The 15,165-nt window shown below is 54.5% G+C and carries 9 protein-coding genes; 7 read left to right on the top strand and 2 right to left on the bottom strand.

Annotated features, from left to right (window positions below):
* Positions 1-217 precede the first annotated feature (217 nt).
* Together ilvB and ilvN are read left to right on the top strand one after the other, a co-directional pair.
* A complete protein-coding gene (gene ilvB / locus H4F65_RS19190) occupies positions 218-1,882 on the top strand; it encodes an acetolactate synthase large subunit (RefSeq protein ID WP_010681738.1) in 1,665 nt (554 codons plus the stop codon).
* Between the two features lie 5 nt (positions 1,883-1,887).
* Positions 1,888-2,199 carry an acetolactate synthase small subunit gene (ilvN, locus tag H4F65_RS19195; RefSeq protein WP_039319151.1) on the top strand — a complete coding sequence of 104 codons (312 nt, stop codon included), beginning with the start codon at positions 1,888-1,890 and terminating at the stop codon, positions 2,197-2,199.
* A gap of 35 nt (positions 2,200-2,234) precedes the next feature.
* Here ilvN and H4F65_RS19200 read toward each other — a convergent pair whose 3' ends face one another.
* Positions 2,235-3,005 (bottom strand): DedA family protein, encoded by a 771-nt coding sequence (locus H4F65_RS19200; protein WP_010681740.1) that lies wholly within the window; start codon positions 3,003-3,005, stop codon positions 2,235-2,237.
* Positions 3,006-3,435: 430 nt separating this feature from the next.
* On the opposite strand from H4F65_RS19200, the gene H4F65_RS19205 reads away from it, so the two are divergent.
* The 4 genes from H4F65_RS19205 (at position 3,436) to rluA (ending at position 11,641) form a co-directional block, all read left to right on the top strand.
* Positions 3,436-5,016: a sensor domain-containing diguanylate cyclase gene (locus H4F65_RS19205; protein WP_039319154.1), complete on the top strand. Its 1,581-nt coding sequence runs from the start codon at positions 3,436-3,438 to the stop codon at positions 5,014-5,016.
* 113 nt (positions 5,017-5,129) lie between these two features.
* Positions 5,130-7,496 (top strand): DNA polymerase II, encoded by a 2,367-nt coding sequence (locus tag H4F65_RS19210; protein WP_010681742.1) that lies wholly within the window; start codon positions 5,130-5,132, stop codon positions 7,494-7,496.
* Positions 7,497-7,658: 162 nt separating this feature from the next.
* Positions 7,659-10,562, top strand: a complete 2,904-nt coding sequence (gene rapA, locus H4F65_RS19215; RefSeq protein ID WP_010681743.1) for an RNA polymerase-associated protein RapA — start codon at positions 7,659-7,661, stop codon at positions 10,560-10,562.
* Between the two features lie 425 nt (positions 10,563-10,987).
* On the top strand, positions 10,988-11,641 hold the full coding sequence (gene rluA / locus H4F65_RS19220; protein ID WP_010681744.1) for a bifunctional tRNA pseudouridine(32) synthase/23S rRNA pseudouridine(746) synthase RluA: 654 nt from the start codon (positions 10,988-10,990) through the stop codon (positions 11,639-11,641).
* Positions 11,642-11,724: 83 nt separating this feature from the next.
* Here the strand turns inward: rluA and djlA are convergent, their stop codons facing one another.
* Positions 11,725-12,615, bottom strand: a complete 891-nt coding sequence (gene djlA / locus H4F65_RS19225; RefSeq protein WP_010681745.1) for a co-chaperone DjlA — start codon at positions 12,613-12,615, stop codon at positions 11,725-11,727.
* Positions 12,616-12,800: 185 nt separating this feature from the next.
* Between djlA and lptD the strand changes: the two genes are divergently transcribed.
* Positions 12,801-15,164, top strand: coding sequence for an LPS assembly protein LptD (gene lptD, locus H4F65_RS19230; protein WP_010681746.1), 2,364 nt, complete (start codon positions 12,801-12,803; stop codon positions 15,162-15,164).
* Position 15,165: the final 1 nt, after the last annotated feature.

Below are 15,165 nucleotides of genomic sequence, written 5' to 3' on the forward strand. Positions count from 1 at the left end.
ACGCACTATTCTTCTTCCACTTCAGCACTACTAAGCACCGCGCATGTTGACGCGGTCGTCGTCGTGCGCGTGGCAGTCGTGGTCGTGGTCGTCGGCAGCGCGCCGTAACGGGTTCCGAATCGAAGATTCTCAAACCCCGCTGGCGCAAGCCGAGCGGGGTTTCTTGTTTTCCCCCCCCCGCTCCGACACCGCACCGGCCCTGATGAAGGATGTAAACATGCGTTATACAGGCGCTCAGTTAATTGTTCGGCTGCTTGAACAGCAGGGCATCACCACCGTAGCGGGCATTCCCGGCGGCGCAGCCCTGCCGTTATATGATGCACTGGGTCAGAGTAAAACGATCCGCCACGTTCTGGCTCGCCACGAGCAAGGCGCTGGATTTATGGCACAAGGCATGGCGCGCGCCAGCGGACGCGCGGCGGTTTGCATGGCGTCCAGCGGGCCGGGGGCGACCAACCTGCTCACCGCCATCGCCGATGCCAAACTGGATTCGATCCCGCTGGTGTGTATCACCGGTCAGGTGCCTTCCAGCATGATCGGTACCGATGCGTTTCAGGAAGTCGACACCTACGGCATCTCTATTCCCGTCACCAAACATAACTATCTGGTTCGCGACATCAACGAACTGCCGCGCGTGATCCCGGAAGCCTTTCGCATCGCGCAGTCGGGTCGTCCGGGCCCGGTGTGGATCGATATTCCCAAAGACATTCAGAATGCGACCATTGAGCTGAGCGAACTGCCGGGCGTCTTTCCTCTCGATACGCCACCTGCCATCGCCCAGCAGGAAATCGAGCGTGCTGCGGCCATGATTAATGCGGCTCAGCGTCCGGTGCTTTATCTGGGCGGTGGGATCATTAGCAGCGCCGCGCACGAGCAGGCGGTTCAACTGGCGGAACGCTCCAGCCTGCCAACCACCATGACGCTGATGGCGCTGGGCACCATGCCCGTCGATCACCCTCTGTCGCTCGGGATGCTGGGTATGCACGCCGCACGATCAACCAATCTGATCTTACAGCAGGCAGATTTGTTAATTGTGCTGGGTGCGCGTTTTGACGATCGTGCGATTGGTAAAGCGGAACAGTTTTGCCCGCAGGCCAGCATCATTCATATCGATATCGATCCTGCCGAGTTGGGTAAGATCCGCCAGCCGCACGTGGCGATCAACGCGGATGTCGCACAGGCGCTGGATCAGTTGCTGCCACAGATTACGCCGCAGCAGCGTGACGTATGGCGTACCACCGTCCGTGGTCTGCAACAGGAATTTCCGTTCAGTATGCCGGGCGCTGACGATCCATTAAGCCATTACGGTCTGGTTCAGGCCACGGCACAGGCGCTGACGCATGATGCCATCATCACGACCGATGTCGGCCAGCATCAGATGTGGGTCGCGCAATGTTATCCACTGCGTCGTCCACGCCAGTGGCTGACATCCGGCGGGTTTGGGACGATGGGCTTTGGCCTGCCTGCGGCGATTGGCGCGGCGCTGGCTGAACCGGATCGCACCGTGGTGTGTTTCTCGGGTGATGGCAGCCTGATGATGAATATTCAGGAAATGGCGACCGCGGCAGAAGAAGGACTTAACGTAAAAATCGTCCTGATGAACAACCAATCGCTCGGTCTGGTCCACCAGCAACAGGATATGTTTTTCCAAAAGCGCATCTTCGCGGCCGATTACCGCTACAGCGCGAATTTCCTCGCGATTGCCGCAGGTTTTGGCTTTGCAACCTGCGATCTTAACGCCGCCGCCAACCCACAGGCCGCGCTGCAAGAGATGCTCAATCAACCAGGTCCTGCGCTGATCCACGTACTTATTGACGCCAATGAAAAAGTGTTACCTATCGTGCCACCGGGCGCAGCGAACATCGATATGATCGGAGATTAATGACTATGTCAATTCAACTAACTTCGTCAACTCAACCAACTTCAAATCAGGTCACGCTAGAACTCTCTGTGCGCAACCATCCCGGCGTCATGTCACACGTTTGCGGCCTGTTTGCCCGCCGGGCATTTAACGTGGAAGGCATTCTGTGTATGCCGCTGGCAAATGGAGAAGAAAGCCGCATCTGGCTACTGGTCAAAGATGACCAGCGGCTACAGCAAATGATCAGTCAGGTGGAAAAGCTGGAGGACGTCCTTCAGGTTCGCCGTCACGGTGAAGAAATGCGTATTTTCGAGCAGGTCGCCGAGTTCTACTGCTAACTGGCGTGGCCGGGTCTTTCCCGGCCTGCCCAACATTACCCGTTTAACACCTGCCACAGCAGATGACGGTAAACTGGCATCAGCGGATGCTGTAGTAGTACGATCAGCAAGGCAACCGCCGCCGCGGACATCACAGGCGCGACCCAGCGCAGGCGTCTGAGCGGCATCTTTCTGCTAAACCAGTCACCATGTTTACGCTTATCACTGCGCCACCAGCGCCAGTTTAGCCAGCCAGCTCCCCACACCATGATGGCAGTAATCAGCAGCAGCCACTTAAACCCTGCGCTGTTTGTCCCCGCGGGGATATCAATCGCAACGCCAGCCAAAATACCCGGTAAGAAATAGGCAGGCGGCCACAGCAGGCAGCCGATGATATTCGGTACAGCAAATTTATAAGGCGGCAGCCCCAACATCCCCGCCACCATAGGAATGAGCGGACGCGTCGGCCCGACAAAACGCCCGATCAGTATCGTCGGCATCGGGTGCTGATACAGGGCATATTCGGTTTTACTCAGCAACGCCTGATGCTTTTTCAGGAAAGACCAGTTATGCAGCGGTGCCTTAAAACGCATGCCAATAAAATAGGAAATCCAGTCCCCCAGCAGGCAACCGATAATCCCTGCCGCCCACGCCGGGTAAAGCCCCATTTGTCCACTGCCGATCAGTGCTCCCAGCGTTGCCATCATCACCGTTCCCGGCAACAGCAGCCCTACCAAAGCCAGAGATTCGAGAAAGGCAACCAGCATGACGGCGATCAGTGAATACGCTAGCGATTGGGTAACCAGATGATCCAGCCACGCTTCCATAAAATCTACCCGTACGTTATAAAAACAAGGATTGTCTGGATCATAGCAGAAGCCGTCAACTCCTGATTTCACCTCATCATCCGATTAGGATTAATGTAAAAATCCAACACACCGGATTACCACACGATTTCGTCTCTCAGGCGATATTGATCCCTGTCCGATAGCGCGAAATCCAGCAATATCCTACCGAAAATATGTAGCATGATTTATCTATCCTGCGTTGAAGCGGTCTCAGCTCGCAAGTATAGGAAGCCTGTACGTTCTGATAAATATCAACTATTTCCCTTATCAAGGCAGACGCAATATCATTTTCCAATTCAAGCCGTTAGCACCACTTCAGTAATGTTGTTTTATGGCCAATTCTTTTGCACCGACGGGCATCAACACTTATGATAGCGGTCATTTTTTGCCACCGTGCCACACTGCCACTATGTTTTTTAAACTACTCAATCATTTCGGATTACGACGTCTTATCCTACTCTTGGCAGTGGCGAGCGCCTTGGTAACACTGGCAAACAGTTTTTATGCCAGCTATCGCGTCCAGCGAGAGCTTCTGATTGATAACACCCTTGAAGCCAACCGCGTCTACGCCACCAAGCTCGCGGCAATGACCCATTCCTTCTTTAAAGAATCCCAGCAGCAACTCGCCTACAGCGCCAATATCGTCGCTACCCAGATGGATGATAAGGTCGGTCTGTTTAAAGAAGCTGAACGCCTGCGGCTACAGACCAGCAATTTCAACTCTGTCGTCATTGCCGATGAAAAAGGTATCGTCAGAGCCACGTCGCCCGATACGTTCCAATTAATCGGGAGAAGCCTGACCACAGAAGGCGCTCTAGAAGCCTTGAAAGAAAAGCAGCCGCTTATCAGCCAGCCCTATGTGTCCGCCGCCAACAACTTCATTGTGCTGATATCTTCACCGATCTTCACACGAGATGGCCGCTACAAAGGGTTTATTGGCGGCTCGATCTATCTTAAGCAGCCCAGCGTTCTCAATACGCTCTTAGACAAACACTATTACCGCGACGGTTCTTATATTTACGTCACTGATAAGAACAAAAAAATGCTGTATCACCGTGACATCGAACGTATTGGCAAAGCAGAAACCAATAATCTGAAGATCGATGCGTATCACGAAAATAACGGCAGTCAGCACATGGTGAACTATCTGGGCGAAGCCATGCTGGCGGGTTACGCGGTTGAAGCCACCTCACAGTGGCAGATTGTGGCACTTCGCCCGATGGACATCACGCTGAAACCTCTCGATAGCCTGATGCTGAACGTGCTGCGTCACACACTTCCGCTCGCACTGTTGACCATCTTCTGCGTCTGGCTGCTAGCCCGGCTCATCGCCCAGCCGCTGTGGCTGCTGGCGCGCAGCGCCAATAAAATGGATGCGACGGACGTCTCCGACGACATCAGAAATATTCACTCCTGGTATTTCGAAGCCTCGCAGCTTAAACAGGCCATGCTGCTGGGTATCGATTTACTCCAGCGTAAAATTGGTAAGTTGCGTTCTGAAGCACATTCAGACCCCATGACCGAACTGCTCAATCGCCGTGGGTTAGATAGCGTGCTCCGCTACTGGCAGATGGGGCAGAAAAGCTTTGCGGTCATCGCGCTGGATATCGATCGCTTCAAGCTCATCAATGACACTTACGGTCACGATGTCGGCGATAACGTTATTCGCTATCTCTCACAGCTTATTCGCACCAGCTCACGTGATTCCGACATTCTATGCCGCAGCGGCGGTGAAGAATTTTTGATCCTACTGCCGGAAACCCGTCTCGACGTCGCGCTCAGCATTGCTGAACGGCTACGGCAGCGCATGGAGGAATCGACCATTCCTGTCGTGGGCAATATCACCATCTCATTAGGCGTTGCCCTGTGGGAACCGGGCGTCAGCGATATGCCAATCGATCGCACCTTCAAGCTGGCAGATGAAGCTCTGTATCAAGCCAAGCAGGAAGGCCGCAACCGCGTGATCTCTGCCTCCGGCAACGAGCAGTAATCCATTTTCCCCTCTTCTCTATCATAGGTGATGTCGCTGGACATCACCTGTATAAATAACCATACTTATCTCTACCATCCTTCCTTCTCTCGTTTGCTATAAAAGGCCGCTTAGTGACTCAGGTTCGTCAGGGGTTTCTACTGACCCGCCACTGGAACGACACACCAACTGGCACGCAGATTGAATTCTGGCTGGCCACCGACGAGGGCCCACTGCTCGCACGTCTGCCAGTACAGCAGGCCGTTGCCTTTATTCCTGCACAGCAGGAAGCCCGTGCCAGAACGCTTTTACAGCAGGAGAAACGCTGGCAGTTAAAACCACTCGCCATGCAGGATTTCCACCATCAGCCGCTGCTGGGGCTGTATTGCCCGCAATACCGACAGCTACTGCGACTGGAGAAATTGCTGCGTGAAGGCGGCGTTCAGGTCTACGAAGCGGATATTCGCCCGACGGAACGCTTTTTGATGGAACGCTTTATCACCGCACCCGTGTGGTTTAGCGGCAACGCCGTTTCAGATAGCCTGCTGACGGACGCCCGCATGAAACCCAATCCTGATTACCGCCCGACGCTCAAACTGGTGTCGTTGGATATCGAGACCACCCGCCACGGCGAGCTTTACTGCATCGGGCTGGAAGGCTGCGGACAGCGTCAGGTTTATATGCTCGGCCCACCGAACGGCACGCCTGCCGAGCACGAGGATTTTACGCTGGAGTACGTCGCCAGCCGCCCGTTGTTGCTGGAAAAGCTGAATACCTGGATGCAGCAGCACGATCCTGATGCCATCATCGGCTGGAATCTGGTGCAGTTTGACCTGCGCGTCTTGCAGAAACATGCCGAGCGCTACAACATTCCGCTCAAGCTAGGGCGCAACGGTCAGGCGTTAGAATGGCGGGAGCACGGCTTTAAACAGGGGCATTTTTTTGCCAGCGCCACTGGCCGTTTGATCATCGATGGCATTGATGCGCTCAAATCCGCGACGTGGAATTTTGCCTCGTTTAGTCTGGAATTCGTCGCGCAGTCGCTACTGGGGGAAGGCAAAGCCATCGACACACCCTATCAGCGGATGGATGAAATCGACCGCCGTTTTGCTGAAGATAAACCGGCACTCGCACGCTATAACCTGCAAGACTGCGAACTGGTCACGCGTATTTTCGACAAAACCGAGCTGCTGCCTTTTTTGCTAGAACGCGCCAGCGTCACTGGTCTGGCGGCCGACCGCAGCGGCGGTTCCGTTGCAGCATTTTCCCACCTTTATTTACCGCGCATGCATCGCATGGGTTACGTTGCCCCGAATCTGGGTGACGTCGCGCTCGAAGCCAGCCCCGGCGGATTTGTGATGGATTCGCGTCCCGGCCTGTATGATTCGGTGCTCGTGCTGGATTATAAGAGCCTCTACCCTTCCATCATCCGTACGTTCCTGATCGACCCGGTCGGGCTAGCGGTAGGAACACAGAATCCAGACACTCAGCACGCCGTTTCCGGCTTTCGCGGGGCGTGGTTCTCCCGCGAACAGCATTGCCTGCCGGCGATTGTCGAGCAAATCTGGCAAGGGCGTGAAGCGGCGAAGCGTACCAACAATAAGCCACTGTCGCAGGCGCTAAAGATCATCATGAATGCCTTTTATGGCGTGCTGGGCGCGACAGGCTGCCGCTTCTTCGATCCGCGTCTCGCCTCCTCCATCACCCTACGCGGCCATGAGATCATGCGCAAAACGCGCGAGCTGATCGAGGAACAGGGCTATCAGGTGATTTATGGCGATACCGACTCCACCTTTGTCTGGCTGAAGCACGCGCATAGCGAAGAAGAAGCCGCAAAAATTGGCAACGCGCTGGTGCAGCACGTTAACCAATGGTGGAAACAACACCTGCAAGACACTCAGCAGTTGACCAGCGCGCTGGAGCTGGAGTTTGAAACCCACTTTCGCCGCTTCCTGATGCCAACGATTCGCGGCGCGGAACAAGGCAGTAAAAAGCGCTATGCCGGCATGATCGACACGCCACAAGGCGAAAAGATGGTGTTCAAAGGGCTGGAAACCGTGCGCACCGACTGGACACCGCTGGCGCAGCAGTTTCAACAGCAGCTCTATCTGCTAATTTTTCAGCAACAGCCTTATCAGGACTGGCTGCGGAATTATGTCGACCGCACTCTGAACGGGGATTTTGACGATCTGCTGATCTACCGTAAACGGCTGCGCCGCCGGCTTGATGATTACCAGCGCAACGTGCCGCCTCACGCCAGAGCCGCGAAAATCGCCGATGACTATAACCGTCAGCAAGGACGACCGCTGCAATACCAAAACGGCGGCTGGATCAGCTATGTGATGACCGTCAACGGCCCTGAACCTTTGGAAACCCGGCATTCTCCGCTGGACTACCAGTTCTATGTAGAACGCCAGCTCCAGCCCGTCGCAGATGCCATTCTGCCTTTCCTGCACGACGATTTTGCTACACTGGTAACAGGTCAAATGGGCTTGTTTTAAATGACAGGGGTTAATTCGTGCTACAGCAAGTTTGAGGGGTGACGAACGCACCGTCATCCATTACCATAACGCCCTTTCTGAATTTGCATCAGCAGCATTATCGGCACCCGATAATGTAATCAGACATTCCTCCGACACAGACGAACATCGAGCTAAGAATTTATGCCTTTTACACTTGGTCAGCGCTGGATCAGCGATACGGAAAGCGAACTTGGACTGGGAACGGTTGTTGCCGTCGATACGCGTATGATTACGCTGCTTTTCCCTGCCAGCGGTGAAAACCGACTTTATTCCCGCAGCGACGCCCCCATCACCCGCGTGATGTTCAATCCCGGCGACACCGTCACCAGCCATGAAGGCTGGCAGCTCAAAGTTGATGACGTGCGAGAAGAAAAAGGGTTGCTGGTGTATTGCGGCCAACGCCTCGACGATGAAACGTCGGCGGAACTGCGTGAAGTCTTCCTCGACAGCAAGCTGACGTTCAACAAACCGCAAGATCGCCTGTTTGCCGGGCAGATCGATCGTATGGATCGCTTTGCACTACGCTACCGCGCCCGCAAGCATCAGAACGAGCAAACGTTGCAACAGTGGGGCGGATTGCGCGGCATGCGTGCCAGCCTGATCCCCCATCAGTTGCATATCGCTCATGAAGTCGGCCAACGCCACGCACCGCGCGTTTTGCTGGCGGACGAAGTCGGTCTGGGGAAAACCATTGAAGCCGGGATGATCATCCACCAGCAGTTGCTGGCAGGTCGTGCCAGTCGCGTGCTGATTGTCGTGCCGGAAACTCTGCAACATCAGTGGCTGGTCGAAATGCTGCGCCGCTTTAACCTGCTATTCTCACTGTTTGACGACGAACGCTATGCCGAAGCCAAGCTGGACAGCAGCAATCCGTTTGAAACCGAACAGTTGGTCATCTGCTCACTGGGATTTGTGCAACGCAGCGCCCAACGCTTTGCGCAGCTCGTTAACGCCGACTGGGATCTGCTGGTGGTGGATGAAGCCCACCATCTGGTCTGGAGCGAAGAAAGCCCTAGCCCGGAATATCAGGCAATTGAAACGCTGGCACGCGCCACGCCGGCCGTTCTGCTCTTAACCGCGACGCCGGAACAGCTCGGCCAACAGAGCCACTTTGCGCGCTTACGCCTGCTCGATCCCAACCGTTTCCACGACTATCAGGAATTCGTTGCCGAACAGCAGCAGTACCGCCCGGTCGCCGATGCCGTCACGCTGCTGTTAGCGGGCGAAAAAGCCCAAACGGCTGAACTGAATGCGCTGAGCGATCTGCTGGGCGAACAGGATATCGAACCGCTGCTGAAAGCCATCAACAGCGACAGTGATGACAATCAGAAAGCGCGTCAGGAACTGATCACCATGCTGATGGATCGCCACGGTACCAGCCGTGTGCTATTCCGTAACACGCGCCAGGGAGTTAAAGGCTTCCCGCAGCGTATCCTGCATCAAATCCGTCTGCCGCTGCCGTCGCAGTACCAAACGGCGATTAAGGTGTCCGGCATTATGAACGCGAATAAGGCGCTGGAAGCCCGCGCCCGCGACATGCTGTACCCGGAACAAATTTATCAGCAGCTCGAAGGGGACGATGCCACGTGGTGGAACTTCGATCCGCGCGTGGAATGGTTACTGAACTACCTGACTGCACATCGTGACGAAAAAGTGCTGGTGATCTGTGCACAGGCAGCCACCGCGCTACAGCTGGAGCAAGTGCTGCGCACGCGTGAAGCGATCCGCGCCGCCGTCTTCCATGAAGGATTGTCTATTCTGGAGCGTGACCGCGCCGCCGCCTATTTTGCTTCTGAAGAAGAAGGCGCACAGGTGCTGATCTGTTCAGAGATCGGTTCCGAAGGTCGTAACTTCCAGTTCGCCAGCCACTTAGTGATGTTCGATCTGCCGTTCAACCCCGACCTGCTGGAACAGCGTATTGGTCGTCTGGACCGTATCGGGCAGGCCAAAGAAATTCAGATTCTGGTGCCGTATCTGGAAAGCACCGCACAGGCGTTGCTGGTGCGCTGGTATCACGAAGGGTTGGATGCATTTGAACACACCTGCCCGACAGGCCGTACCATCTATGATGCGCACCACACGCAGTTGATCGAGCGACTGACGACCGTTGGTGAACAGCAGGGACTGGATGAGTTTATCCATGTTTGCCGTCAACAGCACGACAGCCTGAAACAACAGCTTGAACAAGGCCGCGATCGCCTGCTGGAAATGCATTCTAACGGTGGCGAACAGGCTCAACTGCTAGCGCAAGCCATTGCCGAGCAGGATAATGACGTCAATCTGGTGACATTCGCCCTGAACCTGTTCGATATTGTTGGCATCAATCAGGAGGATCGCAGCGATAACCTGATCATCCTGACGCCATCCGATCATATGCTGGTGCCAGACTTCCCGGGCCTGCCGCAGGACGGCTGTACGATCACCTTCGATCGCGATCAGGCGCTTTCTCGCGAAGACGCACAGTTTATCAGTTGGGAACACCCGCTGATCCGTAACGGGCTCGATCTGGTGCTGTCCGGTGATACCGGCAGTTGCGCAGTGTCGCTGCTGAAAAATAAAGCGCTGCCGGTCGGCACATTGCTGGCAGAATTGGTTTACGTGGTGGAAGCGCAGGCACCGAAACACCTGCAGCTGACCCGCTTCCTGCCGCCTACGCCGGTTCGCCTGCTGATGGACCGTAAAGGCACCAATCTGGCGGCACAGGTTGAGTTTGAAAGCTTCAACCGCCAGCTCAATGCGGTAAACCGTCATACGTCCAGCAAGCTGGTGAATGCCGTACAGCCTGATGTTCACGCCATGCTGCAACAGGCAGAAGCGCTGGTGGAAACGCAGGCGCGCCATCTCATCGCCGAAGCTCAGGAGCAGGCTGACCTGCAATTGCGCCGCGAGCTGGAACGTCTGGAAGCGCTGAAAGCCGTCAACCCCAACATTCGTGAAGATGAGCTGACTGCATTGGAAAACCAGCGCGAACAGGTGCTGAGCAACCTGCATGAAGCCAACTGGCGTCTGGATGCAATCCGTCTGGTTGTAGTGACACATCAGTAATGTGCCGCCCATATATGCCTTATCAGACCGTTGACAAACCTATTCGCCGAATGAAAACGGGAGTAACGGAATAGAAGAGTAAAGCGTTTGCGCCATGGACAAAAACGTCAGGAACGTTTTTGAACGTCGCTTGCGACGGCCCTGGAAGGGGGAATCTCAGGGATGAGATTCCTATCTGCGCAATCCGAGCTTACATGGACGTACTTGCAGCGTCTTTACGATCTATCCGTTACCCCCGCTCTGCGGACTTTGTCAGCAACCTCTTATACATATATGGGCAGCCAGACTTTTCAGTGCACGGATAGCCACATAGTAGAGAAGCACGGAGATGAGGTTTCCGCAGGAGTACCTCGCCTCGTGATAAGTCCGAGTATCTCGATCAAACAGCAACGACGTCCCTGTCTTTTACGTATTTTGGAGCGTGAATGGAACCCTATAATCCGCCTACCGATCCCTGGTTGCATATTCTGTATCAGGATCAGCACATCATGGTGGTGAATAAACCCAGCGGTCTGCTGTCGGTTCCCGGCCGTGCGCCAGAACACAAAGACAGCGTCATGAACCGTATTCAGGCTGACTATCCGACCGCAGAATCCGTACATCGTCTGGATATGGCAACCAGCGGCGTGATTGCCGTCGCCCTCACGAAAGCCGCGGAGCGCGAATTAAAGCGTCAGTTTCGCGAGCGTGAACCCAAGAAATCCTACCTTGCCCGCGTCTGGGGACACATGGCACAGGATGAAGGCGTCATCGACCTGCCTCTGATCTGCGATTGGCCGAACCGCCCGAAACAGAAAGTCTGCTTTGAAACAGGAAAAGCAGCGCAGACGGAGTATCAGGTACTTTCGCGTGACGCTGACGGTACAACACGCGTCAAGCTGATGCCGATTACCGGTCGCTCCCACCAACTGCGTGTTCACCTGCTCGCACTAGGTCACCCTATCCTCGGCGATGGCTTTTATGCGCACCCCGATGCCAAAGCACTCGCCCCCCGCCTTTTACTGCACGCACAAGAACTGGCTATCACCCACCCTGAATTCAATACCCCCATGCACTTTCGTTGCGAAGCGGATTTTTGAGGCAGATGCGCCGACGGTATTTGCAAATCGGTGTTTGCGGGAACGGTAAAACGGGGAAGGAGTAAGAAGAGGAAGGATGCGGATTATTTTGTCTGACTCGCGCTTTTCAGCAGTTCATAGGCGGCCTGAATATCCTGCGCTTTGCGCTTGGCCATTTCCATCATCCTCGGCGAAAGCTTCTTGGCGACCAGCTTATCGGGATGATGCTCGCTCATGAGTTTGCGATAGGCACGCTTAATCGTCACGGCGTCATCGCTGCTGCGCACGCCCAGCGTACGACAGGCACTTTCGACCGTTGGCCCACGCGGCGGTGAAGCCGGGCGTTGGCCGCCATAAGAGTGTCCGTTGGAGTAGCCCCCGCTGGAGTGGCCGTTACTGCGTCGTTGATGCGATTTACCGTTCTGGCGTGACTGATTCTGCCGCGACTGTTGCCCCGTGCTACTTTCCATATTCCGCAGAAAGAACTCAAACTGCTCGCGCGTCACGCCCAGCTCATCGGCAATTACATACAACACGCGTCGTTCATTTGGATGCAATACGCCATCAACAAACGCGACCTGAAGCTGAATTTCCAGAAACATCTTAATTAAATCAAAACGTCCCAGACAGGCATCGCGTAGCTTGCGTAATTTTATTCGCAGAGGGAAATGGCTGGTTTTTCCTTCACGGAAAGCCCGTTGAGCGGCCGTTCTGGCCTCACCAAACAGCTCAAGGCGATCCATCATTTTGGTTGCGATCTTGATATCAGCTTCCGTCACCCGGCCTTTGGATTTGGTCAGGTGTCCCATGGCCTGAAAGGTCGTGAGAAAGAACAATGACTGACGGGTAGACTGAGCTGAGAAATAATCACGGCGACGCGATGCCCGGGCTTTGTCAATCCAATGCCCCATCAGTAAGCCCATGATCATTCCCCAGATGCCAGCGCTTGAGACGATTCCCAGCGCCAACCCCAGCAACTTTCCCCAATACCGCATATACTCCTCAAATCCTCATGCCGTCAGCCAAAAATTGCTTTATCATACCTGTCATTTATCTTTGCACCTAACGGCGGTGCGTATAGGCGGTGGGGATTTAACACTGGCGCGACGCTAACGAGTGATATAGTCTCTGACCGTTTGCCGGCATGATGCCCCTGATGACGGAACACCTGATACCACGTATGAAAAAAAGTTTCCCAACTCTGCTGGCCACTCTGGTTTGGTCGGCGCTTTACAGTCAGCACGCGCTGGCCGATCTCGCTGAACAGTGCATGCTGGGTGTACCTACGTACAACAGACCGCTGGTAACAGGCGATCCTAATCAGCTGCCGGTCAATATTCAGGCCGACAAAACCGAAGCCAATTATCCCGACAACGCCAAATTCATCGGCAATGTTAACATCCAGCAGGGCAACAGCGTCATGACCGCCGAGCAGGTGGAACTGAACCAGTTGGATCCGACAACGCAGGGTAGCACGCCAACGCGTACCATTACTGCAACGGGAAATGTCCACTACGACGACAATCAGGTTATCCTGAAAGGCCCTAAAGCCTGGGCCAACCTGAACACCAAAGATACCGACGTCTATGAAGGCGACTATCAGATGGTGGGCCGTCAAGGGCGTGGTTCCGCCGACAAAATGAAAATGCGTGACAGCAATCGCTACACCATTCTGGAAAACGGCTCCTTCACTTCCTGTCTGCCGGGAGATAATAGCTGGAGTGTCGTCGGTTCGGAAGTGATTCAAGACAGAGAAGAGCAGGTTGCTGAAATCTGGAACGCACGTTTCAAGATTGCTGGCGTACCGGTGTTCTATAGCCCGTATTTACAGCTTCCTATCGGCGATAAACGACGCTCTGGCTTCCTGATCCCCAATGCAAAATATGGTAGCAGCAATGGCTTCGAACTGCTGACGCCCTATTACTGGAATATTGCCCCTAATTTTGACGCCACGATCACACCGCATCTGCAAACTAAGCGTGGTATGCAGTGGCAGAACGAATTCCGTTACCTGACCACACCGGGCCTTGGTGTCATTCAGTTCGACTGGCTGCCCAGCGACAATGAATACGCCAAAATCTCACCACAAGACGATAACGATACTCGCTGGCTGTTCCACTGGGGTCACAGCGGCGTGATGGATCATGTGTGGCGCTTTAACGCAGACTACACAAAAGTCAGCGACGATCGCTACTTCACCGATCTGGATTCACATTACGGTTCGACTACCGATGGCTACGTCGCCCAAAAGCTCAGTGCAGGCTATGCGAACCAAAACTGGAATACCACGGTGTCCACCAGACGGTTCCAGGTCTTTTCCAACGCAACCAGCCGTGATGTCTACCGTGCTGAGCCGCAGCTCGATATCAATTATTACCAGAATGATATCGGCCCGGTTGATATGCATCTTTATGGTCAGGCGGTAAAATTTACCAACGTCAACGACAACCGGCCGGAAGCGACTCGTCTGCACGTTGAGCCAACGCTGAATCTCCCGCTGGCAAACCGCTGGGCTAGCCTGAATACCGAAGCCAGGCTGTTGGCGACGCACTATCAACAGGACAATCTGGATCGCTATCGTGCCGATCCTACCGTCAACGACGTCAATAAAAACGCACTCCAGAGTTCCGTTAACCGCGTCATGCCGCAATATAAAGTCGATGGCAAAATGGTCTTTGAGCGTGAAATGGACTGGTCGCAGGCCTATACCCAGACGCTGGAACCTCGCGCGCAGTACCTGTATGTGCCTTATCGCGATCAGAGCAGCATCCATACCTATGACTCCACGCTGATGCAGACCGATTATTCCGGCCTGTTCCGCGATCGCAGCTATAGCGGCCTGGATCGCATCGCGTCCGCGAATCAGATTGCGACCGGTGTCACTACGCGTATTTATGATGATGCGTTGGTTGAACGTTTTAACGCTTCTATTGGTCAAATCTATTACTTCGATCGTCCACGTACCGGTGACCGCAATACGTCACTCGATAAAAGTGATAACAACGGCAGCCAGGTGTGGGCCGGTGATTCATTCCTGAAAATCGATGACAGCTGGGGCATTCGCGGGGGTCTGCAATACGACAATCGTCTGAACGAAGTCGCGCTGGGCGACGCCGTGTTAGAATACCGTCGCGATGCGGAGCGTCTGGTGCAGTTGAACTACCGTTACGCCAGCCCTGAATACATTCGCGACATGTTGCCGAACGTGACAAATCAGGGTTCTCAGCAAGGTATTTCGCAGGTCGGTGTCACCGCGAGCTGGCCGATCGTCGAGCGTTGGGCGGTGGTTGGGGCTTATTATTACGATACCAAGGCTAATCAGCCAGCAAACCAGCTGATTGGTTTACAGTACAATACCTGCTGTTGGGCTGTGAGCGTCGGTTATGAACGTAAAATTACCGACTGGAACAGCGCAAGCCGCAGCAGCGAATACGACAACAAAGTGTCGTTTAATATCGAATTACGTGGTTTAAGCAGCAATTACAGTCTGGGTTCCGACAAAATGCTGCGTTCAGGTATTTTGCCTTACCAGCGCGCATTCTGAT

Origin of the sequence: Pectobacterium brasiliense, assembly GCF_016950255.1 — a bacterium.
In the GTDB taxonomy this organism is placed as follows: Bacteria; Pseudomonadota; Gammaproteobacteria; order Enterobacterales; family Enterobacteriaceae; genus Pectobacterium; species Pectobacterium brasiliense.